Source organism: Mycobacterium neumannii (assembly GCF_002245615.1).
In the GTDB taxonomy this organism is placed as follows: Bacteria; Actinomycetota; Actinomycetes; order Mycobacteriales; family Mycobacteriaceae; genus Mycobacterium; species Mycobacterium neumannii_A.
In genome coordinates this window covers 1-19171 of sequence record NZ_NKCO01000006.1, presented here as the reverse complement: position 1 = coordinate 19171, position 19171 = coordinate 1, and the positions used below count along the sequence as shown (strand labels likewise).

General features: G+C 67.2%; 21 protein-coding genes. 11 read left to right on the top strand and 10 right to left on the bottom strand.

All coding sequences use genetic code 11. The annotated features are described in order from the left end of the window. Nucleotides 1–31 precede the first annotated feature (31 nt). Together CEX88_RS09400 and CEX88_RS09395 are read left to right on the top strand one after the other, a co-directional pair. The gene (locus CEX88_RS09400) at nucleotides 32–844 is read left to right on the top strand and encodes an HAD family hydrolase (RefSeq protein WP_094293291.1); all 813 of its coding nucleotides are present in this window, start codon (nucleotides 32–34) and stop codon (nucleotides 842–844) included. A 58-nt stretch (nucleotides 845–902) separates the two neighbouring features. Continuing rightward, the gene (locus CEX88_RS09395; protein ID WP_094293290.1) at nucleotides 903–1598 is read left to right on the top strand and encodes a nitroreductase family protein; all 696 of its coding nucleotides are present in this window, start codon (nucleotides 903–905) and stop codon (nucleotides 1596–1598) included. 7 nt (nucleotides 1599–1605) lie between these two features. Here CEX88_RS09395 and mmsB read toward each other — a convergent pair whose 3' ends face one another. The 7 genes from mmsB to CEX88_RS09360 all read right to left on the bottom strand — a co-directional run bounded on the left by mmsB (nucleotide 1606) and on the right by CEX88_RS09360 (nucleotide 10204). Further along, nucleotides 1606–2481 (bottom strand): 3-hydroxyisobutyrate dehydrogenase, encoded by an 876-nt coding sequence (gene mmsB, locus CEX88_RS09390; protein WP_094293289.1) that lies wholly within the window; start codon nucleotides 2479–2481, stop codon nucleotides 1606–1608. Nucleotides 2482–2493: 12 nt separating this feature from the next. Beyond that, entirely contained in the window at nucleotides 2494–3660 is a 1167-nt protein-coding gene (locus CEX88_RS09385) for an acyl-CoA dehydrogenase family protein (RefSeq protein ID WP_094293288.1), read from the bottom strand. 20 nt (nucleotides 3661–3680) lie between these two features. Further along, on the bottom strand, nucleotides 3681–5201 hold the full coding sequence (locus CEX88_RS09380) for a CoA-acylating methylmalonate-semialdehyde dehydrogenase (RefSeq protein ID WP_068193917.1): 1521 nt from the start codon (nucleotides 5199–5201) through the stop codon (nucleotides 3681–3683). A 93-nt stretch (nucleotides 5202–5294) separates the two neighbouring features. Beyond that, nucleotides 5295–6137, bottom strand: coding sequence for an LLM class F420-dependent oxidoreductase (locus CEX88_RS09375; RefSeq protein WP_094293287.1), 843 nt, complete (start codon nucleotides 6135–6137; stop codon nucleotides 5295–5297). 22 nt (nucleotides 6138–6159) lie between these two features. Continuing rightward, a complete protein-coding gene (locus CEX88_RS09370) occupies nucleotides 6160–7005 on the bottom strand; it encodes an LLM class F420-dependent oxidoreductase (RefSeq protein ID WP_094293286.1) in 846 nt (281 codons plus the stop codon). 38 nt (nucleotides 7006–7043) lie between these two features. After that, entirely contained in the window at nucleotides 7044–8537 is a 1494-nt protein-coding gene (locus tag CEX88_RS09365; RefSeq protein WP_094293285.1) for an ATP-binding protein, read from the bottom strand. After that, a complete protein-coding gene (locus CEX88_RS09360; protein ID WP_094293284.1) occupies nucleotides 8537–10204 on the bottom strand; it encodes an NAD(P)/FAD-dependent oxidoreductase in 1668 nt (555 codons plus the stop codon). Before CEX88_RS09360 ends, CEX88_RS09365 begins: the two co-directional genes overlap by 1 nt. A gap of 692 nt (nucleotides 10205–10896) precedes the next feature. Between CEX88_RS09360 and CEX88_RS09350 the strand changes: the two genes are divergently transcribed. The 9 genes from CEX88_RS09350 to truA all read left to right on the top strand — a co-directional run bounded on the left by CEX88_RS09350 (nucleotide 10897) and on the right by truA (nucleotide 16996). Then, nucleotides 10897–12099 carry an alpha/beta hydrolase family protein gene (locus CEX88_RS09350; RefSeq protein ID WP_094293412.1) on the top strand — a complete coding sequence of 401 codons (1203 nt, stop codon included), beginning with the start codon at nucleotides 10897–10899 and terminating at the stop codon, nucleotides 12097–12099. A gap of 215 nt (nucleotides 12100–12314) precedes the next feature. Further along, a complete protein-coding gene (gene infA / locus CEX88_RS09345; protein WP_003418601.1) occupies nucleotides 12315–12536 on the top strand; it encodes a translation initiation factor IF-1 in 222 nt (73 codons plus the stop codon). Nucleotides 12537–12573: 37 nt separating this feature from the next. After that, a complete protein-coding gene (gene rpmJ / locus CEX88_RS09340) occupies nucleotides 12574–12687 on the top strand; it encodes a 50S ribosomal protein L36 (RefSeq protein ID WP_003879483.1) in 114 nt (37 codons plus the stop codon). Nucleotides 12688–12864: 177 nt separating this feature from the next. Next, nucleotides 12865–13239, top strand: a complete 375-nt coding sequence (rpsM, locus tag CEX88_RS09335) for a 30S ribosomal protein S13 (RefSeq protein WP_064345640.1) — start codon at nucleotides 12865–12867, stop codon at nucleotides 13237–13239. 6 nt (nucleotides 13240–13245) lie between these two features. Then, nucleotides 13246–13662 carry a 30S ribosomal protein S11 gene (rpsK, locus tag CEX88_RS09330; protein ID WP_064345641.1) on the top strand — a complete coding sequence of 139 codons (417 nt, stop codon included), beginning with the start codon at nucleotides 13246–13248 and terminating at the stop codon, nucleotides 13660–13662. 21 nt (nucleotides 13663–13683) lie between these two features. Next, the gene (gene rpsD, locus CEX88_RS09325; protein WP_064399046.1) at nucleotides 13684–14289 is read left to right on the top strand and encodes a 30S ribosomal protein S4; all 606 of its coding nucleotides are present in this window, start codon (nucleotides 13684–13686) and stop codon (nucleotides 14287–14289) included. Between the two features lie 75 nt (nucleotides 14290–14364). Further along, the gene (locus tag CEX88_RS09320) at nucleotides 14365–15417 is read left to right on the top strand and encodes a DNA-directed RNA polymerase subunit alpha (RefSeq protein ID WP_064399044.1); all 1053 of its coding nucleotides are present in this window, start codon (nucleotides 14365–14367) and stop codon (nucleotides 15415–15417) included. Between the two features lie 63 nt (nucleotides 15418–15480). Continuing rightward, on the top strand, nucleotides 15481–16119 hold the full coding sequence (gene rplQ / locus CEX88_RS09315; RefSeq protein WP_094293283.1) for a 50S ribosomal protein L17: 639 nt from the start codon (nucleotides 15481–15483) through the stop codon (nucleotides 16117–16119). A gap of 7 nt (nucleotides 16120–16126) precedes the next feature. Next, a complete protein-coding gene (gene truA / locus CEX88_RS09310; protein ID WP_094293282.1) occupies nucleotides 16127–16996 on the top strand; it encodes a tRNA pseudouridine(38-40) synthase TruA in 870 nt (289 codons plus the stop codon). 7 nt (nucleotides 16997–17003) lie between these two features. Here the strand turns inward: truA and CEX88_RS09305 are convergent, their stop codons facing one another. The 3 genes from CEX88_RS09305 to CEX88_RS09295 form a co-directional block, all read right to left on the bottom strand. Then, a complete protein-coding gene (locus CEX88_RS09305; protein WP_094293281.1) occupies nucleotides 17004–17660 on the bottom strand; it encodes a cutinase family protein in 657 nt (218 codons plus the stop codon). A 102-nt stretch (nucleotides 17661–17762) separates the two neighbouring features. Then, the gene (locus tag CEX88_RS09300) at nucleotides 17763–18422 is read right to left on the bottom strand and encodes a cutinase family protein (RefSeq protein ID WP_094293280.1); all 660 of its coding nucleotides are present in this window, start codon (nucleotides 18420–18422) and stop codon (nucleotides 17763–17765) included. 27 nt (nucleotides 18423–18449) lie between these two features. Next, nucleotides 18450–19109: a cutinase family protein gene (locus CEX88_RS09295; protein ID WP_094293411.1), complete on the bottom strand. Its 660-nt coding sequence runs from the start codon at nucleotides 19107–19109 to the stop codon at nucleotides 18450–18452. Nucleotides 19110–19171: the final 62 nt, after the last annotated feature.

The window sequence follows — 19171 nt, the reverse complement described above, 5'->3', positions numbered from 1 at the left end:
CGTCGCGTGTGATGGGGGCCACGCTCTACATATGCCGACAACGCAGGAGACGACGTGGCGCGCGGGCCGATTCTGGTGGGACTGTTCTCCTCCTGGTGCCGGGCCGGGTTCCGGCTGTGCCGTGCGCGGTCTGGTGTTCGACCTCGACGCGCTGACCGACATCGAATGTGACGGCCACCGGGTCGCCTACAACGCCGCCTTCGCGACGCACGGCCTGGATTTCCAGTGGTCGGTGCCGCGTTATCGACAGCTGCTCGCGCTCACCGACGAGCGCCAGAGGGTCGCCGCCGAGCTTCGCAAGCGGTGCGTGGCCACCGAGGCCGACGTGCTCACCAAGCTGCTGGCAGACGAGATCTACACCACCAAGACCATGCTGTTCGACGAGTTGATCCTCGAGCGCGACCTGTCTCCGCGCGCCGGGTTGGTCGACTTCGTGATGGACGCCGTCGGCGCCGGCGTGCAGGTGGCCGTCGTGGTGAACGGTCAGCGGGGCTGGGCCGAGCCGCTGGTGCGCCAACTCGTCGGCGAGGGTCTTGTCGATGTCGTGGTCTCCGCCGAGGACGTCGTCAAGCCGATGCCCGATCCGGAGGCACACCGGCACGCGTTGTGGGAGCTCGGGCTGTCCGCCGACGACGCGTTCGCCGTCACCGGCTCGGCCTCGGGGCTGCGGGCGGCCAACGCCGCCGGGATGCCGACGCTGGTGATCACGGGGGAGGGCACCCCCGACATCCCGGCCGCGGTGGCGGTGCGGCCCGACTACGGTGGCGCCAGCCCGCTGCGCCTCGCCGATTGCCAGCGCCTGCACGCCAACTGGTCGCGTAGCCGTAAGCAGACGGCCGCGTAGCGGCTGACCGAACTCGAACCGGGCGTGTCCGCGCGCCTGCCGGCGGTAGCGTCGACTCATGACCGACATCCCCACCGCCGAAGAAGCGCTCGCCCGCCTCGACATGCCGCTGGTCGAGGCGATTATGACCCAGCGTGCCGTCCGCCGTGTCCTACCCGACCCCGTCGACGACGCCATCGTGCTGAAGTGCATCGAGCTGGCGCTGCGGGCTCCCACCGGGTCGAACGGGCAGAACTGGGAGTTCATCGTGGTGAAGGACCAGGCCGTCAAGGACCAGCTCGGTAAGCGTTATCGGCAGGCCTGGTCGCTGTACGGCGGGATAGGCCGGCGTCTGGCCGCCGGCGACGAATCGATGCAAAAGATCCTGCGGGCCGTGCAGTGGCAAGTCGACCATTTCAGTGAGATCCCGGTCCTCGTCGTACCGTGCCTGCGCGGCGGTTCACGGCTGCCCTACATGCCGTCGCCGTTCGTCGGCGAGTCGTCGTTCTTCGGGTCGATCTACCCCAGCGTGCAGAACCTGCTCCTGGCTGCGCGGGCGATGGGGCTCGGTGCGTCGCTGATCACCCTGCCGCTGTGGAGCGTGACATCGGCCCGGCGAACCCTGGGCCTGCCGCTGACCGTGACACCCATCTGCGTCGTGCCCCTGGGCTGGCCGCGTGGCCGGTACGGACCGACGACGCGCAAGCCGGTCGGACAGGTCGCCCACCTGGACACATACGGCGAGCGCGCCTGGGTCGACGCCGACGCTCGGTGACGCCGGGTCAGTTGCCCCGCAGCGCCTCGATCACCGCGCTGAAGTCCTTGTCGGCATGGTCGGCGGCGAACTTCTTGTAGATCTCCGCGGCGTGGCTGCCCAGCGGGGCGTTCGAACCGGTCGACTCGACCGCGGCCATGGCCAGGCCGAGATCCTTGTTCATCAACGCGGTCGCGAAACCGGGTTTGAAGTCGTTGTTGGCCGGCGACGTCGGAACCGGTCCCGGGACAGGACAATTGGTGTGCACCGACCAGCAGTTGCCGGTGGCCCCGGTGATCACGTCGAACAGCGACTGCGCCGGCAGGCCCAGCTTCTCGGCGAGCACAAACGCCTCGCCGATCGCGATCTGCTGCACCGCGAGCACCATGTTGTTGCACAGTTTGGCGGCCTGGCCGGTACCGGAGGCGCCGCAGTGAATGATCTTGCCCGCCAACGGTTCGAGCACAGGCCGGGCGCGTTCCACCGCTTCGTCCTCACCGCCGACCATGAACGCCAGCGTGCCCGCAGTGGCACCCTTCACCCCGCCCGACACCGGGGCGTCGAGTTGCGCCAAGCCACGCTCGAGGGCCTGCTGATGAATGCTGCGCGCGTCGTCGACAGAGATTGTGGAGGTGTCGATGAACAGCGCGTTGTCCTTGGCCGCGGGGAGCACCTCGGCGTAGCACGCTTTCACGATGTCGCCGTTGGGCAGCGAGGTGATCACGACCTCGGCCTCGCTGACCGCCTCAGCGCCGCTGTCGAAAACCGACACGCCCTTGTCGGCCGCGGCCGATTTCAGCGTCGGCTGGGGGTCGAACCCGCGGACCGTCTGGCCGGCGGCAACCAGGTTCGCCGCCATCGGCCCGCCCATGTTGCCCAGCCCCAAGAACGCGATCGTCGTCATCGATGACCTCTCCTAAGCGGACGCCCGCACCTTGGCGGCCTGCGACCGCCCGATGACCACCCGCATGATTTCGTTGGTTCCCTCGAGGATCCGGTGTACCCGCAGGTCCCGGACGATCTTCTCCAACCCGTACTCGTTGAGGTAGCCGTAGCCACCGTGCAACTGCAGTGCCTGGTCGGCGACCGTGTAGCAGGCATCGGTGACGTAGAGCTTGGCCATCGCGCACAGCTCGACCTTGTCGGGGTGGTTCTCGTCCAGCGCGGTCGCCGCGCGCCACAACAGGTTTCGCGAGGTCTCGAGCGCGGTGGACATCTCGGCCAGGGTGAACCGGATGGTGGGCTCGTCGAGAAGTGGGCCGCCGAACGCTTCGCGGTCTCGGACATAGGCGGCGGCCTTGTCGTAGGCGGCCTGTGCACCGCCGAGCGAGCACGCCGCGATGTTGATCCGGCCGCCGTTGAGCCCGTTCATCGCGATCCCGAAGCCGGTGCCCTCGCCGTCGGCACCGCCCAACATCGCATCGGCGGGAACGCGGACGCCTTCGAAGATCACCTGGGCTGTCGGCTGGGCGTGCCAGCCCATCTTCTCTTCATCGGCCCCGAAAGTCAGTCCAGCAGCGTCCTTCTCGACGAGGAAGGTCGAGATACCCCGCGGGCCCTCCCCGCCGGTGCGCGCCATCACCACGTACACGTCCGAGGACCCGGCGCCGGAGATGAACTGCTTCACCCCGTCGAGGGCGTAGTGGTCACCGTCCCGAACGGCCCTGGTGCGCAACGCACTCGCATCGGACCCCGCACCGGGCTCGGTCAGGCAGTAGCTGGCGATCGACTCCATCGACGCCAGCCGCGGCACCCAGCTCTTGCGTTGTTCGGGCGTGCCGTAGGTGTCGACCATCCACGTGCACATGTTGTGGATGGACAGGAACGCCGCCACCGTCGGATCCGCCGTGGCGAGCTGTTCGAAGATCCGCACGCCGTCGAGCCTGCGCAAACCGCTGCCACCGACGTCCTCGTTGCAGTACACCGCCGCCATTCCGAGCTCGGCGGCCTCGCGCAGCACGTCGGTGGGGAAGTGGTGCGTGCGGTCCCACTCCAACGCGAACGGCGCGAGCCGCTTCTCGGCGAACGCGGCCGCCGTCTCGGCGATCACGCGCTCGTCGTCGTCGAGCCCGAAATAGTCCATGCTGCCTGTGTTCTCGTGCGCTACTTCATGGTCGGCAGGACGAACTCGGCGCCGTCCTTGATGCCCGACGGCCACCGCTGCGTGACGGTCTTCGTCTTGGTGTAGAACAGGATCGAATGTGGACCGTGCTGGTTGAGGTCCCCGAAACCGGACCGCTTCCAACCGCCGAAGGTATGGTAGGCCACCGGAACCGGGATCGGCACGTTGACGCCCACCATGCCGACCTGCACGCGTGACACGAAGTCGCGGGCCGCGTCGCCGTCGCGGGTGAAGATCGCCACGCCGTTGCCGTACTCGTGCTCCGAGGGCAGCGCCAGCGCCTCCTCGTAGTCCTTCGCGCGCACAATGCACAGCACCGGCCCGAAGATCTCGTCGGTGTAGATCGACATGTCGGTGGTGACGTGGTCGAACAGGGTGGGGCCGATGAACCAGCCGTTTTCCAGGCTGTCGTCGCCGAATTGCAGTTCGTCGCTGGCGCGTTCGCGGCCATCGACGACGATCTCGGCGCCCGCCTCGACGCCGGCGTCGATGTAGCCGCGCACCCGCTGCAGCGCCGCCTCGGTCACCAGCGGCCCGTAATCGGCCTTCGGGTCCAGGCTGTGGCCCACCCGCAGGTTGTTGATCCGCTCGACGAGCCGGGCGCGCAAGCGATCTGCGGTCTCATCGCCAACAGGAACCGCGACGCTGATCGCCATGCAGCGCTCGCCCGCACTGCCGTAGCCGGCGCCGATCAGCGCGTCGACGGCCTGGTCGAGGTCGGCATCGGGCATCACGATCATGTGGTTCTTCGCGCCGCCGAAGCACTGCGCGCGCTTACCGTTGGCCGTCGCGCCCGCGTAAATGTACTGCGCGATATCGGAGCTGCCGACGAAGCCGACGGCCTGGATCGCCGGGTGTTCGAGGATGGCGTCGACGGCTTCCTTGTCACCGTGCACAACCTGGAAGACGCCGGGGGGCAGGCCCGCCTCGAGGAACAGTTCGGCCAGCCGGACCGGCACCGACGGGTCCCGCTCGGACGGCTTGAGGATGAACGCGTTGCCGCACGCCAGCGCGGGGCCGGCTTTCCACAGCGGGATCATCGCCGGGAAGTTGAACGGGGTGATGCCCGCGACGACGCCGAGCGGCTGGCGCAGCGAGTACACGTCGATACCCGGTCCCGCGCCCTCGGTGAACTCACCCTTGAGCAGGTGCGGGATGCCGACGCTGAACTCGATGACCTCGAGGCCGCGCTGGATGTCGCCGAGGGAGTCGGCGTGGGTCTTGCCGTGCTCGAGAGACAGCAGTTGGGCGAGCTCGTCAGCATTCTGGTTGACCAGCTCGATGAACTTCATCAGCACGCGGGCCCGGCGTTGCGGGTTCCATGCCGCCCACGACTTCTGGGCCTCGGCCGCACCCGTGACCGCCACGTCGACGTCGGCGGCCGACGCCATCACGACCTGCGCTTGCACCTCACCCGTGCTGGGGTTGAAGACGTCGGCGGTTCGGCCCGACTGGCCATTGGTGCGCTTACCGTCGATGAAATGCGGAACCTGGGTGGTCATGAACGTGCCCCTCACTACTAGATAGTTGGATATCCTAGTAATGCGGTGGCGCGCGACGCAAGAGCGCCCCGGAGGCGGGTTTGGGCGGGTTTGTCAGCCCTTCAAACCGAGCGGCCCGGCCAATTCGGTCAGCGTGGGGATCAACACGTCCCATCCGCCGAGCACCTGGATCGCGACATGATCGGCGCCGGACTCCAGGTGCTCGTTGAGCCGAGCGGCGATGGCGTCGGGCGTGCCGTGGGCGACGAGCGCGTCGATTAGCCGGTCGCTGCCGGGCTTGGCGACGTCGTCCTCGGTGAAGCCCAAACGCTTCCAGTTGTTCAGGTAGTTCGACAGGTTGAGGTAGAAATCGACTGTCTGCCTACCGATCTCGCGGGAGGCCTCGGCGTCCCTGGCCAACACGACCTTGTGCTCGGGGGCGATGAACACCGTGGGCCCCAGCAGGTTTCGCGCCTCTCCGGTGTGCTGCGGGGTGGTCAGGTACGGGTGCGCCCCGGCACTGCGCTGCGCTGCGAGCTTGAGCACCTTGGGTCCCAGCGCCGCGATCACCCGCCGGCTCGTCGGCACCTTCTTCGCATCCAGTGCGTCGAGGTACTCGACGAGCACGTCATACGGTTTGCGGTACTCCTCGGTGTGCTCGGGATGACCGATACCGATGCCCAGCAGGAAGCGACCCGGATACGCGTCCTCGACGCGGTGGTAGGCGTCGGCGACCTCGCCGGCGGACGCCGTCCACACGTTGATGATCCCGGTCGCGACCTGAAGGTTCTCAGTGCGCTCGAGAATCGGCTCGACGTATTCCAGGTTGCCGGCAGGCGATCCGCCGATCCACACCGCGCCGTAGCCGAGCTTCTCGATCTCCACGGCCTGTTCGGGTTTCGGAACGCCGAACGTCCATACGCCGTAGCGGCCGAAATTGGGCTTGAGCTCAGTCATACGGATCCCTTCGGTGGTGACGTCACTTCAATCCGAGCGGACCCGCCAATTGAGCCAACGCGTCCACCAGCTTGTCCGGTCCGGTGAGCATCTGCACGGGCACGTGGTCGGCGCCCGCTTCGAGATGCTCGTTGAGCCGTTCGGCTATGGCGTCGACGGTGCCATACGCCACCACGGCATCGACAAGCCGGTCGCTGCCCGGCTTCGCGACCTCGTCGTCGGTGAATCCGAGACGCTTCCAGCTGTTGAGATAGTTCGTCAGGTTGAGATAGATGTCGAGCGCCTTGCGGCCGACCGCGCGGGCACTCTCGGCATCAGTGGTCGGCACCACTTTGTGTTCAGGCGCGATGAACGCATCCGGGCCGATCAGCTTGCGCGCCTCGGCGGTGTGTTCCGGCGTCGTCAGGTAGGGGTGCGGCCCGGCGGCGCGCTGCGCGGACAGCTTGAGCACCCGCGGACCGAGCGCGGCGACCACCCTTCTGTCCTTCGGCACCCCGTACTCGTCGAGCTTGTCGAGGTAGGCGACGAGCGCGTCGTACGGCTTCTGATATTCGGTGTGGGCTTCGGGGTGGCCGACGCCGATACCCAGTACAAAGCGTCCCGGATGGGTCTTCTCGATGCGGTGGAAGGACTCGCTGACGGGCTCGGCGTCCGCGGTCCAGATGTTGACGATGCCGGTCGCCAGTTTGAGTGTGTTCGTCGCGTCGAGAATCGGTTCCACCCAGGACAATTCGGCCGCAGGGGAACCGCCCGCCCAGATCGCCCCGTAGCCGAGGTCTTCGATGGCCCGCAGCTGCTCCGGGCTCAGCTTCTGCCACATGGAGTAATGGCCGAACGCGCCGTACCTGCCGAGATCGGGTTTCGTCATGGTCGCTCCAAATTCTCGGTGGCCAAGGGATATTCCGGCTATCCGGCTGTAAGGGGAAGTTCCGTCGGGGTCGGCGCCTCGGGGGCCGGCGCAACCAACGGTAGATCGATGACGAACCGGGTGTCGCCGGGCGCGGACGTGACCTGGATGTCGCCGTGGTGCTTCTCCACGACGATGCGCCGGGCGAGATCGAGCCCCAGACCGGTGCCCTGACCGAACGGCTTGGTGGTGAAGAACGGTGTGAAGATGCGGTCGATGTTCTTCTCGGCGATGCCTTGGCCGTCGTCGCAGATCTCGACGCGGACCATCTCGTCATCCTTGCGCGACGTGCGGATGGTCAACGTGCCCTCATAGTTCATCGCCTGGATGGCGTTGTCGATGATGTTGGTCCAGACCTCGTTGAGATCGCCTGGGTAGCACATCAATTGAGGCAGTGTGGTGTCCTTCTCCCACACCAGCGCGACCGGTTTGTCCTTACCTACCTTGTCGCCGAAGATGGTCTTGATCGTGCTGTGGATCAGCTCGTGGACGTTGGCGGCCTGATACTCGCTGCGGTCCATCTGCGAATACTGCTTGGCACCGGCCAGCAGCGCCGAGATCCGCTTGCTGGCGTCGGCGATCTCGTTCATCCGTAGTTCGGCGTCGATCGTGTACTTCAACCAGCCCAACGCGCTTTGCAGCGTCGCCGAGCAGTCGACGTCATCGATCGAGGCCTGCACACGTTCGAGCCAGTCGAGGTCCAGACCCGCCTCCACGAACGTCGGTGCGTAGTCCCAGGCGCTGGCGATGCCGCGGCCCTCCAGCCAGTCGCCGATGTGCTCTTCCCGGTCTGACAACTCGAGCGCAGTGAGTTCCTGCGCCTTGGACTTGGCGACCTGCTCGGCGACTTCGTCCTGGATCCGTACGAGCACCCGCAACGCTTCCGGGGTGAACTTGCCGTCGGCCAGCATCGCCAGCTTGTAGCGCATCTTGCCGACGCCCTCGCGAAGGTCGGCCACCGCGCGGGCGGCGGCCGCCGCCGGGTTGTTGAGCTGATGAGTCAGGCCGGCGGTGATCGTGCCCAGCGCCAGCAGCTTCTCGCGCTGGCCGAGGATCTGGCTCTGGCGCCGGCCGCCGACGCGGTGCCCCTCGAGCAGGTGCACGGCCATCGGGAACTCTGCCTGCATGAACTTGGCGAACGCCTCGGCGTCGAGCACGAAGAAGCGCGACGGCCTCGTGACGCGGACCGAGGCTTCATAGAGGTGCTCCTCGTCGGGGACGTAGGCCGACCACGCGCCGCAGTACACCCCGCGCTGGGACGTTCGATTGGTTTGGATGTCCACGCCGCCCGAGCGCTTCGACATCACCAGTTCACCGTCGAGCAGCACGTAGAAGCAGGTTGCCGGGTCGCCCTCGGTGCACACGGGACCGGGTTCGAACGTGGCGATGAGGCCGTTGTCGCACAGCACCTGTAGTTGCCGGTCGGTGAGCGCCTCGAACAGGAACAGCGACCGCAGTTCATCGGGTATGCACTGGTTCTCGTTGTCGCCCATCACGCCTCCGCCAGGTATCGGTGCACCAACATCACCGCCATCGACCCTTCGCCGACGGCGGCCGCCACCCTCTTGGCGGATTCGGAACGCACATCTCCTGCAACAAACACACCGGGCACACTTGTTTCCAGGTGGTGCGGCGGACGGTCCAACGTCCAGCCGGCCACGTCGCGCAGATCGGGCCCGGCGAGGATGAATCCGTGGTCGTCGCGGGCGATACCGGCCTGTTCCACCCAGTCGGTGCGCGGTTCGGCCCCGATGAAGATGAACATGCGCCCGCACGTGTGTTCCTCGCGCTCGCCGGTGTTCAGGTTCTGCAGGCAGATGCGTTCCAGGTGGCCGTTGCCTTCGACCTTGTGCACGGCGGTGTGCGGGAGTTCGCGGATGTTGTCGGTCGCCCTGATCTGCTGGATCAGGTAGTAGGACATCGAATCCTCGAGGGTGCGGCGGCAGACGATGCTCACCTTCTTCGCGGTTCGCGACAGGAACATCGCGGCCTGTCCCGCGGAGTTGGCGCCCCCGATGACGAAGACCTCCTCGTCCTCGCACTCGGCGGCCACCGACGAGGTGGCTCCGTAGTAGACGCCCGCGCCGGTGAGATCGGCGCAGCCCTCGGCGGGAAGCTGGCGGTACTCCACGCCCATCGCCAGGATCACGGCCCGCGTCCCGATCGATCGGCCGTCGGACAGGTGGACGGTGCGGGCGTTGCCGTCGATCTCGAGCGCGCTGACCTCGGCCGTCGTGATGAGCTCGGCGGAGAACTTCTCGGCTTGTCTGCGGGCGCGCTCGGCGAGCTGAGACCCGGACACGCCGTCGGGAAAGCCGAGGTAGTTCTCGATCCGTGAGCTCTGCCCGGCCTGCCCACCCGTGGCCGTGCGCTCGATGAGCACGGTCTTGAGGCCCTCCGAGGCGCCGTAGACCGCCGCGGCCAGCCCCGCGGGGCCGCCGCCGATGACGACCAGATCGTAGAAGTCCTCCGAGGGCGTGATCGACAGGCCGAGCGTCGCGCCGAGTTCGGCGTCGTCGGGGGCGACGAGCGTCTCGCCCTGTTCGGTGATCACCACGGGAAGGGTCAGCCCGTCGAGGCCTGCGGCGTCGAGCAGCTTCCTGCCCTTGGGTTCGTCGGCGCGGAACCACGTGTAGTAGAGCCGGTTGCGGGCGAGGAACTCCCGGACTTCCGACGAGCGCACGTTCCACGGGTGCCCGATGATCTTGGTGTGCGGGATCGCCCGGTCTCCGGTCTCGCGCCAGGCCTCGATCAGCGCGTCGATCACCGGATAGAGCTTCTCCTGCGGGGGATCCCAGGGTTTGAGCAGGTAGTGGTCGAGGTCGACGACGTTGATCGCGTCGATCGCGGCGTGCGTGTCGGCATATGCGGTCAGCAGCACGCGGCGGGCCATCGGGAAGATGTCCATCGCCTCTTCGAGGAACTCGATCCCGCTCATCTGCGGCATCCGGTAGTCGGCGACGAACACCGCGACAGTCTCACCGCGCAGTTTGAGTTCGTTGAGCGTCGCGAGCGCATCGGGGCCGTTCTCGGCGCGCACGACGCGGAAGGCCTCGCCATAATGGCGGCGCAGATCGCGGGCGACGGCGCGCGATACCGCCGGATCGTCATCGACGCTCAAAATGACGGGTTTACGAGGCTGGGGCGAGGGGCCGGTCATCGCGTACAAGTATGCGCCCAACGTCCAGCCGATATCGGGGTCAGTCGCTCAGATGCTCTGCGAAACCTTCCGGGGTCGATGAGAGCGCCTTCCTGACGGGTGCCGGTTGAGCGCTTCGGTGATTTCCCGCCTGCGGGTCCGCTGGGTGCGCTGTGCTATGCCCCGCATCATCTTCTGCTCCATCACGAAATGCGGTATGTCGAACCAGGGATGCCCGACCGCGCCGCCGCTGCCGCGCACCACAAGGCGCGTCCGTCCCACTTCTCGGCGGAGCGCGAATGACCAACAGCCCGAGGCCTTCTCGCCCCGTTGCAGCCGCCCGAAGTCCGCCGGTGACACCAGCACGAGATGTGATCCGGTTTCACTGCCGTTGACCACTTCTCGTCGGACCACCGGCCACCGGTGATGGCCAGGGACCGAAGTCACCTATGCGCCAAACGAAGCGGCAGAACGACGTAGGTCGTGTATAGGGGCCGCCACATTTGTGCTGCACAGTGGTGAGCGCCACTTGGCGCTGGGCGGCCTGCACCGAATCCGGCTCAGCCTCAGCGCGATTGCACGCTTCAACAGGTGACCAATGGCACTACGGGTACGACGACCGCGTGGCTACTGTCGGAGGTGTGGGAACAGACGACATCGGCATCGGCGCCGACAACGACGCACGGACTCCGCACCGCCCCACCGTGCCGCGGATACAGGCACCGCTGCGCAGTGCGGTGCAACCGCTGACGAGAACTGGCGGTTACTACGCGCGCTCGTGGCGTGACTACCTCCACGACGGCCGCGATCAGACGCCGACCGTGCGGCCGACGGTCGCGTTGGCCGCCGAGGCGTTTCGTGACGAAGTGGTGCTGCTCGGGCTGCGAGCGCGGCGTCCGCTCAGCGATCCGCGGGCGTTCGAGCGGATCCACGGTGAAGTGGTCGCGGCGGTGGACTTCTACGGACAGCGTGGATGCCTCGACGATCCGGCGGCGTTCTTCGCCGCGCCGGGGCCGCCCAGCGACTTGGACGTCTCACCGGTGCGTCGCCGCAACCGCTCCTATTACCGGTTGCGCTGGACCAGCGGGTACCGGCCGGACGCGACCGAACCGGGCGCCGACCGCTGGCTGGGTTATGGCGCCGTCTCCCGCGGCTACGGTCTGCTGCTGCGCCACCCCGAACCGCGGCCGTGGCTGGTGTGTGTCCACGGCACCGAGATGGGGCGGGCGGCGATCGACCTGGCGATCTTCCGCGCCTGGTACCTGCATGAGGAGTTGGGTCTCAACGTCGTGATGCCGGTGCTGCCGATGCACGGTCCGCGCGCCAAGGGGCTGCCGAAGGGTGCGGTGTTCCCCGGCGAGGACGTCCTCGACGACATCCACGCCACCGCGCAGGCGGTGTGGGACGTCCGCAGCCTGCTGTCGTGGATCCGCCGGCAGCAGCCAAAAGCGTCGATCGGCGTGTACGGCCTGTCGTTGGGCGGTTTCATCGCGGCGTTGGTGGCCAGCCTCGACGACGACCTGGAATGCGCGGTGCTGGGCGTGCCGGTCGCAGACCTGGTCGGGCTTTTGGCGCGGCACTCGGGCATGGACAGCGACGATCCGCGGATGGAGACGATCAGGCTGGCCGCCCCGCTGGGCCGGATGATCTCGCCGCTGTCGTTGCCGCCACAGGTCCCGATGGGCGGGCGCTTCATCTACGCGGGCATCGCCGACCAGGTGGTCCACCCTCGCGAGCAGATCGACCGGCTGTGGGAGCACTGGGGCCGTCCCGATATCCAGTGGTACCGCGGCGGGCACACCGGCTTCTTCAGGTCCCGGCCGGTGCACCGGTTCGTCACGGCCGCGCTGGTGCAATCGGGCCTGGTCCGCGGCAGTGACGCAGAACCGGACCGGCCCGAGACGGCGACGGGTTGACGGAGCCCTCCGTCGCGATTTTGGGCGCGGCCGGTGGGCGAGTACCATGGATCAACGGTGCGGTGATCGCGCCGACTCTTTGCGTGCCCTGTTCAGGAATTTCTGGCTACTGGCTCACGTTCTGTAGTCGGAGCAAATGCTGCGCCGCAAGCAGTATCCGCCGCTCGCGGCGGGAAGGCGCCAACGATCAGGACACGGAGGATCTCCGAAAAACAATGGCCAAGAAAGACGGTGCCATAGAGGTCGAGGGTCGCGTGGTCGAACCCCTGCCCAATGCGATGTTCCGCATTGAGCTGGAGAACGGACACAAGGTCCTTGCCCACATCAGCGGCAAGATGCGGCAGCACTACATCCGCATCCTGCCCGAGGACCGCGTCGTGGTGGAGTTGTCTCCCTACGACCTGTCCCGGGGCCGCATCGTTTACCGGTACAAGTAAAAGACAGACACTCCAGAAGAACAGGATCGAACGAGCCGTGAAGGTGAACCCGAGCGTCAAGCCCATTTGCGATAAGTGCAGGGTGATCCGCCGGCATGGGCGGGTCATGGTGATCTGCTCTGATCCACGCCACAAGCAGCGGCAGGGTTAGAACCCGCCGGCTGCCGACACAACTGAATGACGAAACCCCAGTACCACTGAGCTGCCCGGCGCGTCAGCGCCAAAAAGACGTATCAGCGCCGCTCGTCACGTCCGGCACGGAGGCCGGACCCCATATGAGGGAACGGACTGGGACAAGACCTCCGCATAGAAGAAGGAACACCGCCTGATGGCACGTCTCGTGGGCGTCGACCTCCCGCGCGATAAGCGCATGGAGATCGCCCTGACCTATATCTACGGCGTCGGCCGTACCCGCTCCCAGGAGATTCTGGACGCCACCGGCATCAGCCGGGATCTGCGCACCAAGGACCTGACCGATGATCAGGTGACCCAGCTGCGCGACTACATCGAAGCCAACCTCAAGGTGGAGGGCGATCTGCGCCGCGAGGTGCAGGCCGACATCCGCCGCAAGATCGAGATCGGCTGCTACCAGGGTCTGCGGCACCGCCGTGGGCTTCCGGTGCGCGGCCAGCGGACCAAGACCAACGCGCGCACCCGCAAGGGGCCCAAGCGCACCATCGCCGGCAAGAAGAAGGCCAGGTAATCGACGATGCCACCCGCCAAAAAGACCGCGGCCGGCCCCAAGAAGGGGCAGAAGACCCGTCGCAGGGAAAAGAAGAACGTCCCGCACGGTGCCGCGCACATCAAGAGCACGTTCAACAACACGATCGTGACGATCACCGACCCGCAGGGCAACGTCATCGCCTGGGCGTCGTCGGGGCACGTGGGCTTCAAGGGCTCGCGTAAGTCCACACCGTTCGCCGCGCAGCTGGCCGCCGAGAACGCCGCCCGCAAGGCGCAGGAACACGGCGTGAAGAAGGTCGACGTGTTCGTCAAGGGCCCGGGCTCGGGCCGCGAGACCGCGATCCGGTCGCTGCAGGCCGCCGGCCTCGAGGTCGGCGCGATCGCCGACGTCACGCCGCAGCCGCACAACGGGTGCCGTCCGCCGAAGCGGCGCCGGGTCTAGTAGGACGAGGAGAAACAGACGATGGCTCGTTACACCGGACCCGCGACCCGCAAGTCCCGCCGCCTCGGCGTGGACCTGGTCGGCGGCGATCAGTCGTTCGAGAAGCGCCCCTACCCGCCCGGCCAGCACGGTCGCGCGCGGATCAAGGAAAGCGAATACCGCCTGCAGCTGCAGGAGAAGCAGAAGGCCCGCTTCTCCTACGGCGTGATGGAGAAGCAGTTCCGTCGCTACTACGAGGAAGCCAACAGGCTGCCCGGCAAGACCGGTGACAACCTGCTGCGCATCCTGGAGAGCCGGCTGGACAACGTCATCTACCGCGCAGGCCTGGCCCGCACCCGCCGGATGGCGCGGCAGCTGGTCAGCCACGGCCACTTCCTGGTCAACGGTGTCAAGGTCGACATCCCGAGCTACCGGGTGTCGCAGTACGACATCATCGACGTGAAGGAAAAGTCGCTGAACACCGATCCGTTCGTGATCGCGCGGGAGACCGCGGGCGACCGCCCTATCCCGTCGTGGCTTCAGGTCGTCGGCGAGCGTCAGCGCATCCTGGTGCACCAGTTGCCGGAGCGCGCGCAGATCGACGTGCCGCTGTCCGAGCAGCTGATCGTCGAGCTGTACTCGAAGTAAGGCTTCCCGCCGCCCGGATGGCGGTAGGGATTTGCGGCATCAAATAGCGGGTGCCGTAGAGGAGGAAAGAAACACATGCTGATTTCTCAGCGCCCCACACTGTCCGAAGATGTCAAGGCCGAGAACCGCTCCCAGTTCGTCATCGAGCCGCTGGAGCCGGGTTTCGGCTACACCCTTGGCAATTCGCTTCGGCGCACGCTGCTGTCGTCCATCCCGGGCGCGGCGGTCACCAGCATCCGCATCGACGGAGTGCTGCACGAGTTCACCACGGTGCCCGGAGTCAAGGAAGACGTCACCGACATCATCCTGAACCTCAAGGGCCTGGTCGTCTCGTCGGAAGAGGACGAGCCGGTCACCATGTACCTTCGCAAGCAGGGGCCGGGTGAGGTCACCGCGGGTGACATCGTTCCGCCCGCGGGCGTGACGGTGCACAACCCAGAGATGCACATCGCCACCCTCAACGACAAGGGCAAGCTCGAGGTGGAGCTCGTCGTCGAGCGCGGTCGCGGCTACGTGCCGGCCGTGCAGAACAAGGCCTCGGGTGCCGAAATCGGCCGCATCCCTGTCGACTCGATCTACTCGCCTGTGCTCAAGGTCACCTACAAGGTGGAGGCCACCCGCGTCGAGCAGCGCACCGACTTCGACAAGCTGATCCTCGACGTCGAGACCAAGAACTCGATCACGCCGCGTGACGCGCTCGCATCCGCGGGCAAGACGCTGGTCGAATTGTTCGGTCTGGCACGGGAACTCAATGTCGAGGCCGAAGGCATCGAGATCGGGCCCTCCCCGGCCGAGGCCGATCACATCGCCAGCTTCGCGCTGCCGATCGACGATCTGGACCTGACGGTGCGGTCGTACAACTGCCTCAAGCGCGAGGGTGTGCACACCGTTGGCGAACTGGTCGCACGCACGGAGTCCGACCTGCTGGACATCCGCAACTTTGGCCAGAAGTCCATCGACGAGGTGAAGATCAAGCTGCATCAGCTGGGCCTGTCGCTCAAGGACAGCCCGGCCTCGTTCGATCCGTCCGAGGTCGCCGGCTACGACGTCGCGACCGGCACCTGGAACAGCGATGCCGGCTACGACCTGGACGACAACCAGGACTACGCCGAAACCGAACAGCTCTAAACAACAGAGTCCGTCCCGGCCCTACCTGATACGGGGGTCGGCCCCACATAGGAGATAGTCGCAATGCCCAAGCCCACCAAGGGCCCTCGCCTCGGCGGGTCGTCCTCGCACCAGAAGGCGCTGCTGGCCAACCTGGCCTCCTCGCTCTTCGAGCACGGCCGCATCAAGACCACCGAGCCGAAGGCGCGCGCGTTGCGTCCCTATGCGGAAAAGCTCATCACGCACGCCAAGAAGGGCACGCTGCACAACCGGCGTGAGGTGATGAAGAAGATTCGCGACAAGGACATCGTGCATACGCTGTTCGCCGAGATCGGCCCGTTCTACGCCGACCGCGAGGGCGGCTACACCCGCATCATCAAGGTCGAGAACCGCAAGGGCGACAATGCCCCGATGGCGGTCATCGAGCTGGTGCGGGAGAAGACGGTGACCTCGGAGGCCAACCGTGCACGCCGGAGCCGCTCCGGCGGCGATGTCGGATCCGGTGCCGCGGGTGCGCAGAAGACCGAGCAGCCGGTCGCGGCCGTGTCGGCCCCGCAGGCCGCGGTCGTGCCCGAGGCCGCCGAGGGTCCCACCGAGGAGGAGTCGGTCGAGGAAGCCAGGACCGAATCGAGCAAGGCCGAGTCGTCCGAGGTCGTTGAGGCCGAGGCTTCGGCCGACGAGCCTGCACAGGTCGAGGCCGATAAGGATGACGACAAGTCCTGAGGACGTCATGAGCGAGCCCGCCATCGAATCCGGTGGCGGGCTCGTTCGTCTTCGGCTCGACATCGCCTACGACGGAACCGAGTTCGCCGGCTGGGCGGTCCAGACAGGACAGCGCACCGTGGCCGGTGTCCTCGAGGAGGCGCTGTCGACGGTGTTCCGCACCGCGGTGGTGGTGCGTGGGGCGGGTCGTACCGACGCCGGTGTGCACGCCACCGGTCAGGTCGCTCATGTCGATGTGCCCGAAGAGGCCCTGCCACACGCTTATCCGCGTGCGACGCGTCCCGGCGACAGCGAGTTCCTGCCGCTGGTGCGACGGCTCGGCCGGTTCCTGCCCCGAGATGTGCGCGTGCTGGACGTCGAGCGTGCCGCGGCCGGTTTCGACGCCCGCTTCTCCGCGCTGCGCCGCCACTACGTCTATCGATTGTCGACGGCGCCATACGGTGTCGAACCGCACGAGGCGCGCTTTGTCACTGCCTGGCCGCGCCCGCTCGACGTGGACGCGATGACCGAGGCGTCACGGAAGCTACTGGGGCTGCACGACTTCGCCGCATTCTGTCGGCACCGCGACGGCGCCACCACCATCCGCGACCTGCAGCGCCTGGACTGGTCGCGTGAGGGGGCGCGCGTCACCGCGCATGTCAGCGCCGACGCCTTCTGTTGGTCCATGGTCCGGTCACTGGTCGGTGCGCTGCTGGCGGTCGGCGAACACCGCCGCGAACCCGACTGGTGCGCAAGTTTGTTGGCCGCCGATCGGCGGTCCAGCCAATTCGCGGCAGCGCCTCCGCAGGGGTTGACCCTCGTCGGCGTCGACTACCCGTCAGACGATCAGCTCGAGGCGCGCACGAAGGTCACCCGCGACCTGCGGGTGGTCGACTAGATCCCGACTAGATCCGGGCCGCGATGAAGTCGGCCGCCTGGTTGACCATGCCCGCGTTCACATACGCCCGTGCCGCGTGGTCGGGCCAGTTGCCCTCCCACGTCTTCGGCTCGGCGGGGTTGCAGATCGGGTCGGCGCCGTGACACAACTCGATGGTGCGCTCGCCGTAGAGCGGGCTGAAGTTCGTGATCGGCCCGGCCCATGCGATGCCGTTGCCGAACAGTGCGACCGCGGCGATGTGGCGGTCCATTCCCGGAGGCAGCGGCTTGTCGAACCCGAACGCGGCGATGGGCGCGGCAAGCACGACGTCGGTCACTGCGGCGCCCAACGAGTATCCGCCGAGCACCAGCCGGGTGTCGGGGCACCGTGCGGCCATGTCCTGGATCCGTGAGCTCATGTCGTTGGCGCCGATGTCGACCTCGTAATCGGCCGGATAGCTCACGGAGTAGAGGTTGATGTTCTTGTCGGTCTTGCTGCGCAGCGCGCTGATGAGCGCGTTGCCGATCACGCCGGCACCGGGCGACTCGGTGCGACCGCGGGCGAAGATGAGCTCCGCTTGCGGGCACGACTGCGCGGCGGCGACGGACAAAAGGCCCTGGGTGCCCTGCGGGACGGGCGCGATCAGCCCCGCGACCGCGAGGACGACCGCCCCGATGAGCAGCATCCCCCGGCGCCCCAAGCAGCGAACAAGATCGTTTTGCACCCCGCCGATCCTATAGGAACTAATCGACGCCGACGAAGGTAATCCTTCGCGGTTGCCGCGACCTCAGACCAGGCGCGCCACGAAATCCGCAGCCCGGTTCGCCATTCCGGCTCCGACGTAATCGCTGTGGGCGAACGGATTGCGGCCGCGGGAGCAGATCGGGTCGCCGTCGGTGCACAGGTCGATCGCCCGCCCACCGAAGATCGGCGCCGAGGTGATCGGGTTGCCGAACTTGGTCGCCGGGTTGCCGAACACCGCGACGGCCGCGACGGTGGGCGCGACGTTCGGTGGCAGCACCGGGCCCAGCGCGCCGATCCGGTTCCCCAGCGGCGGGATGCCGGCGAGCATGTCGACGACCGCAGCGCCCTGGGAGAACCCGCCGAGCACGATGCGCGAGTCCGGACACGCCTGCGCGGTGTTGGTGACGAACGCCGCTGCGTCGGCGGCACCGTCGGCCGCCATCGCGAAGTCGTAGGTGGCCGGGTAGGTCACCCCGTAGGCCGACAGCGTGCGGTTCCCGAGCTGCGGGCGCAGCGCGTCGACGAAGGCCTGGCCGACACGGCCGATGCCGGGAGGTTCACCGGTGCCGCGGGCGAACACCACCGTCACGTCTGAGCAGCCCTGCGCAGAAGCGGCCGTTGGCGCCAGAAGGGCGGGGGTCAATCCGGTTGCCGCGATGACGGCGGCGCCGGCGAACTGACGACGAAGGCGAGCGAAATCCACGGGACGAGATGATATCGCCGCGCGGGATCAGACCAGGCCGGCGACGAAGTTCGCGGCCTCCTGGACCAGTCCGGCGGTCACGTAGTCGTTGTGGGCGAACGGGTTACGCCCCCGGGAGCAGATCGGGTCGCCGTCCTTGCACAGGTCGATCGCGCGGCCGGAGAACACCGACTTGGTGATCGGGTTGTTGAATTTGGTCGCCGGGTTGCCGAACACCGCGACGGCGGCGACGTTGGGCACCAGGCTGCCGGGCAGCGGCGGAGCCGAACCGATCGAGCCGATCTTGTTGCCGAGCGGCGGAACACCCGCCAGCATGTCGACGACCGCGGCCCCCTGGGAGTACCCGCCGAGCACGATGCGGGTGCTCGGGCACTGCTGCGCCAGCATCGCGATGCGGTTCGTGGCGTCGGTCGCGCCGTCGGCGGCGGCCAGGAAGTCGTATGACGCGGGATAGTCGACCGCGTACGTGCTGATGGTGCGCCCTCCGGTCAGGCCGCGCAGCGCGTTGACGAACGCGGTGCCCGGCGTGCCCAGGCCGGGGGTGTCGTCGGTGCCGCGAGCGAAGATCACCTCGATATCGCTGCACGAGGACCTCGAGGATCCGTATCCGGGGCTGGTGGCCGCCGGCCCGGGGGTGGCGCCGGAACCGTATCCGGGGCTGACGGGGCCGCTGGCCCTTATACACATCTCCGAGCCCACGAGACGAGGCAGGAAGTCGTATGCCGTCGTCTGCTTGAAAAAAAAAACGA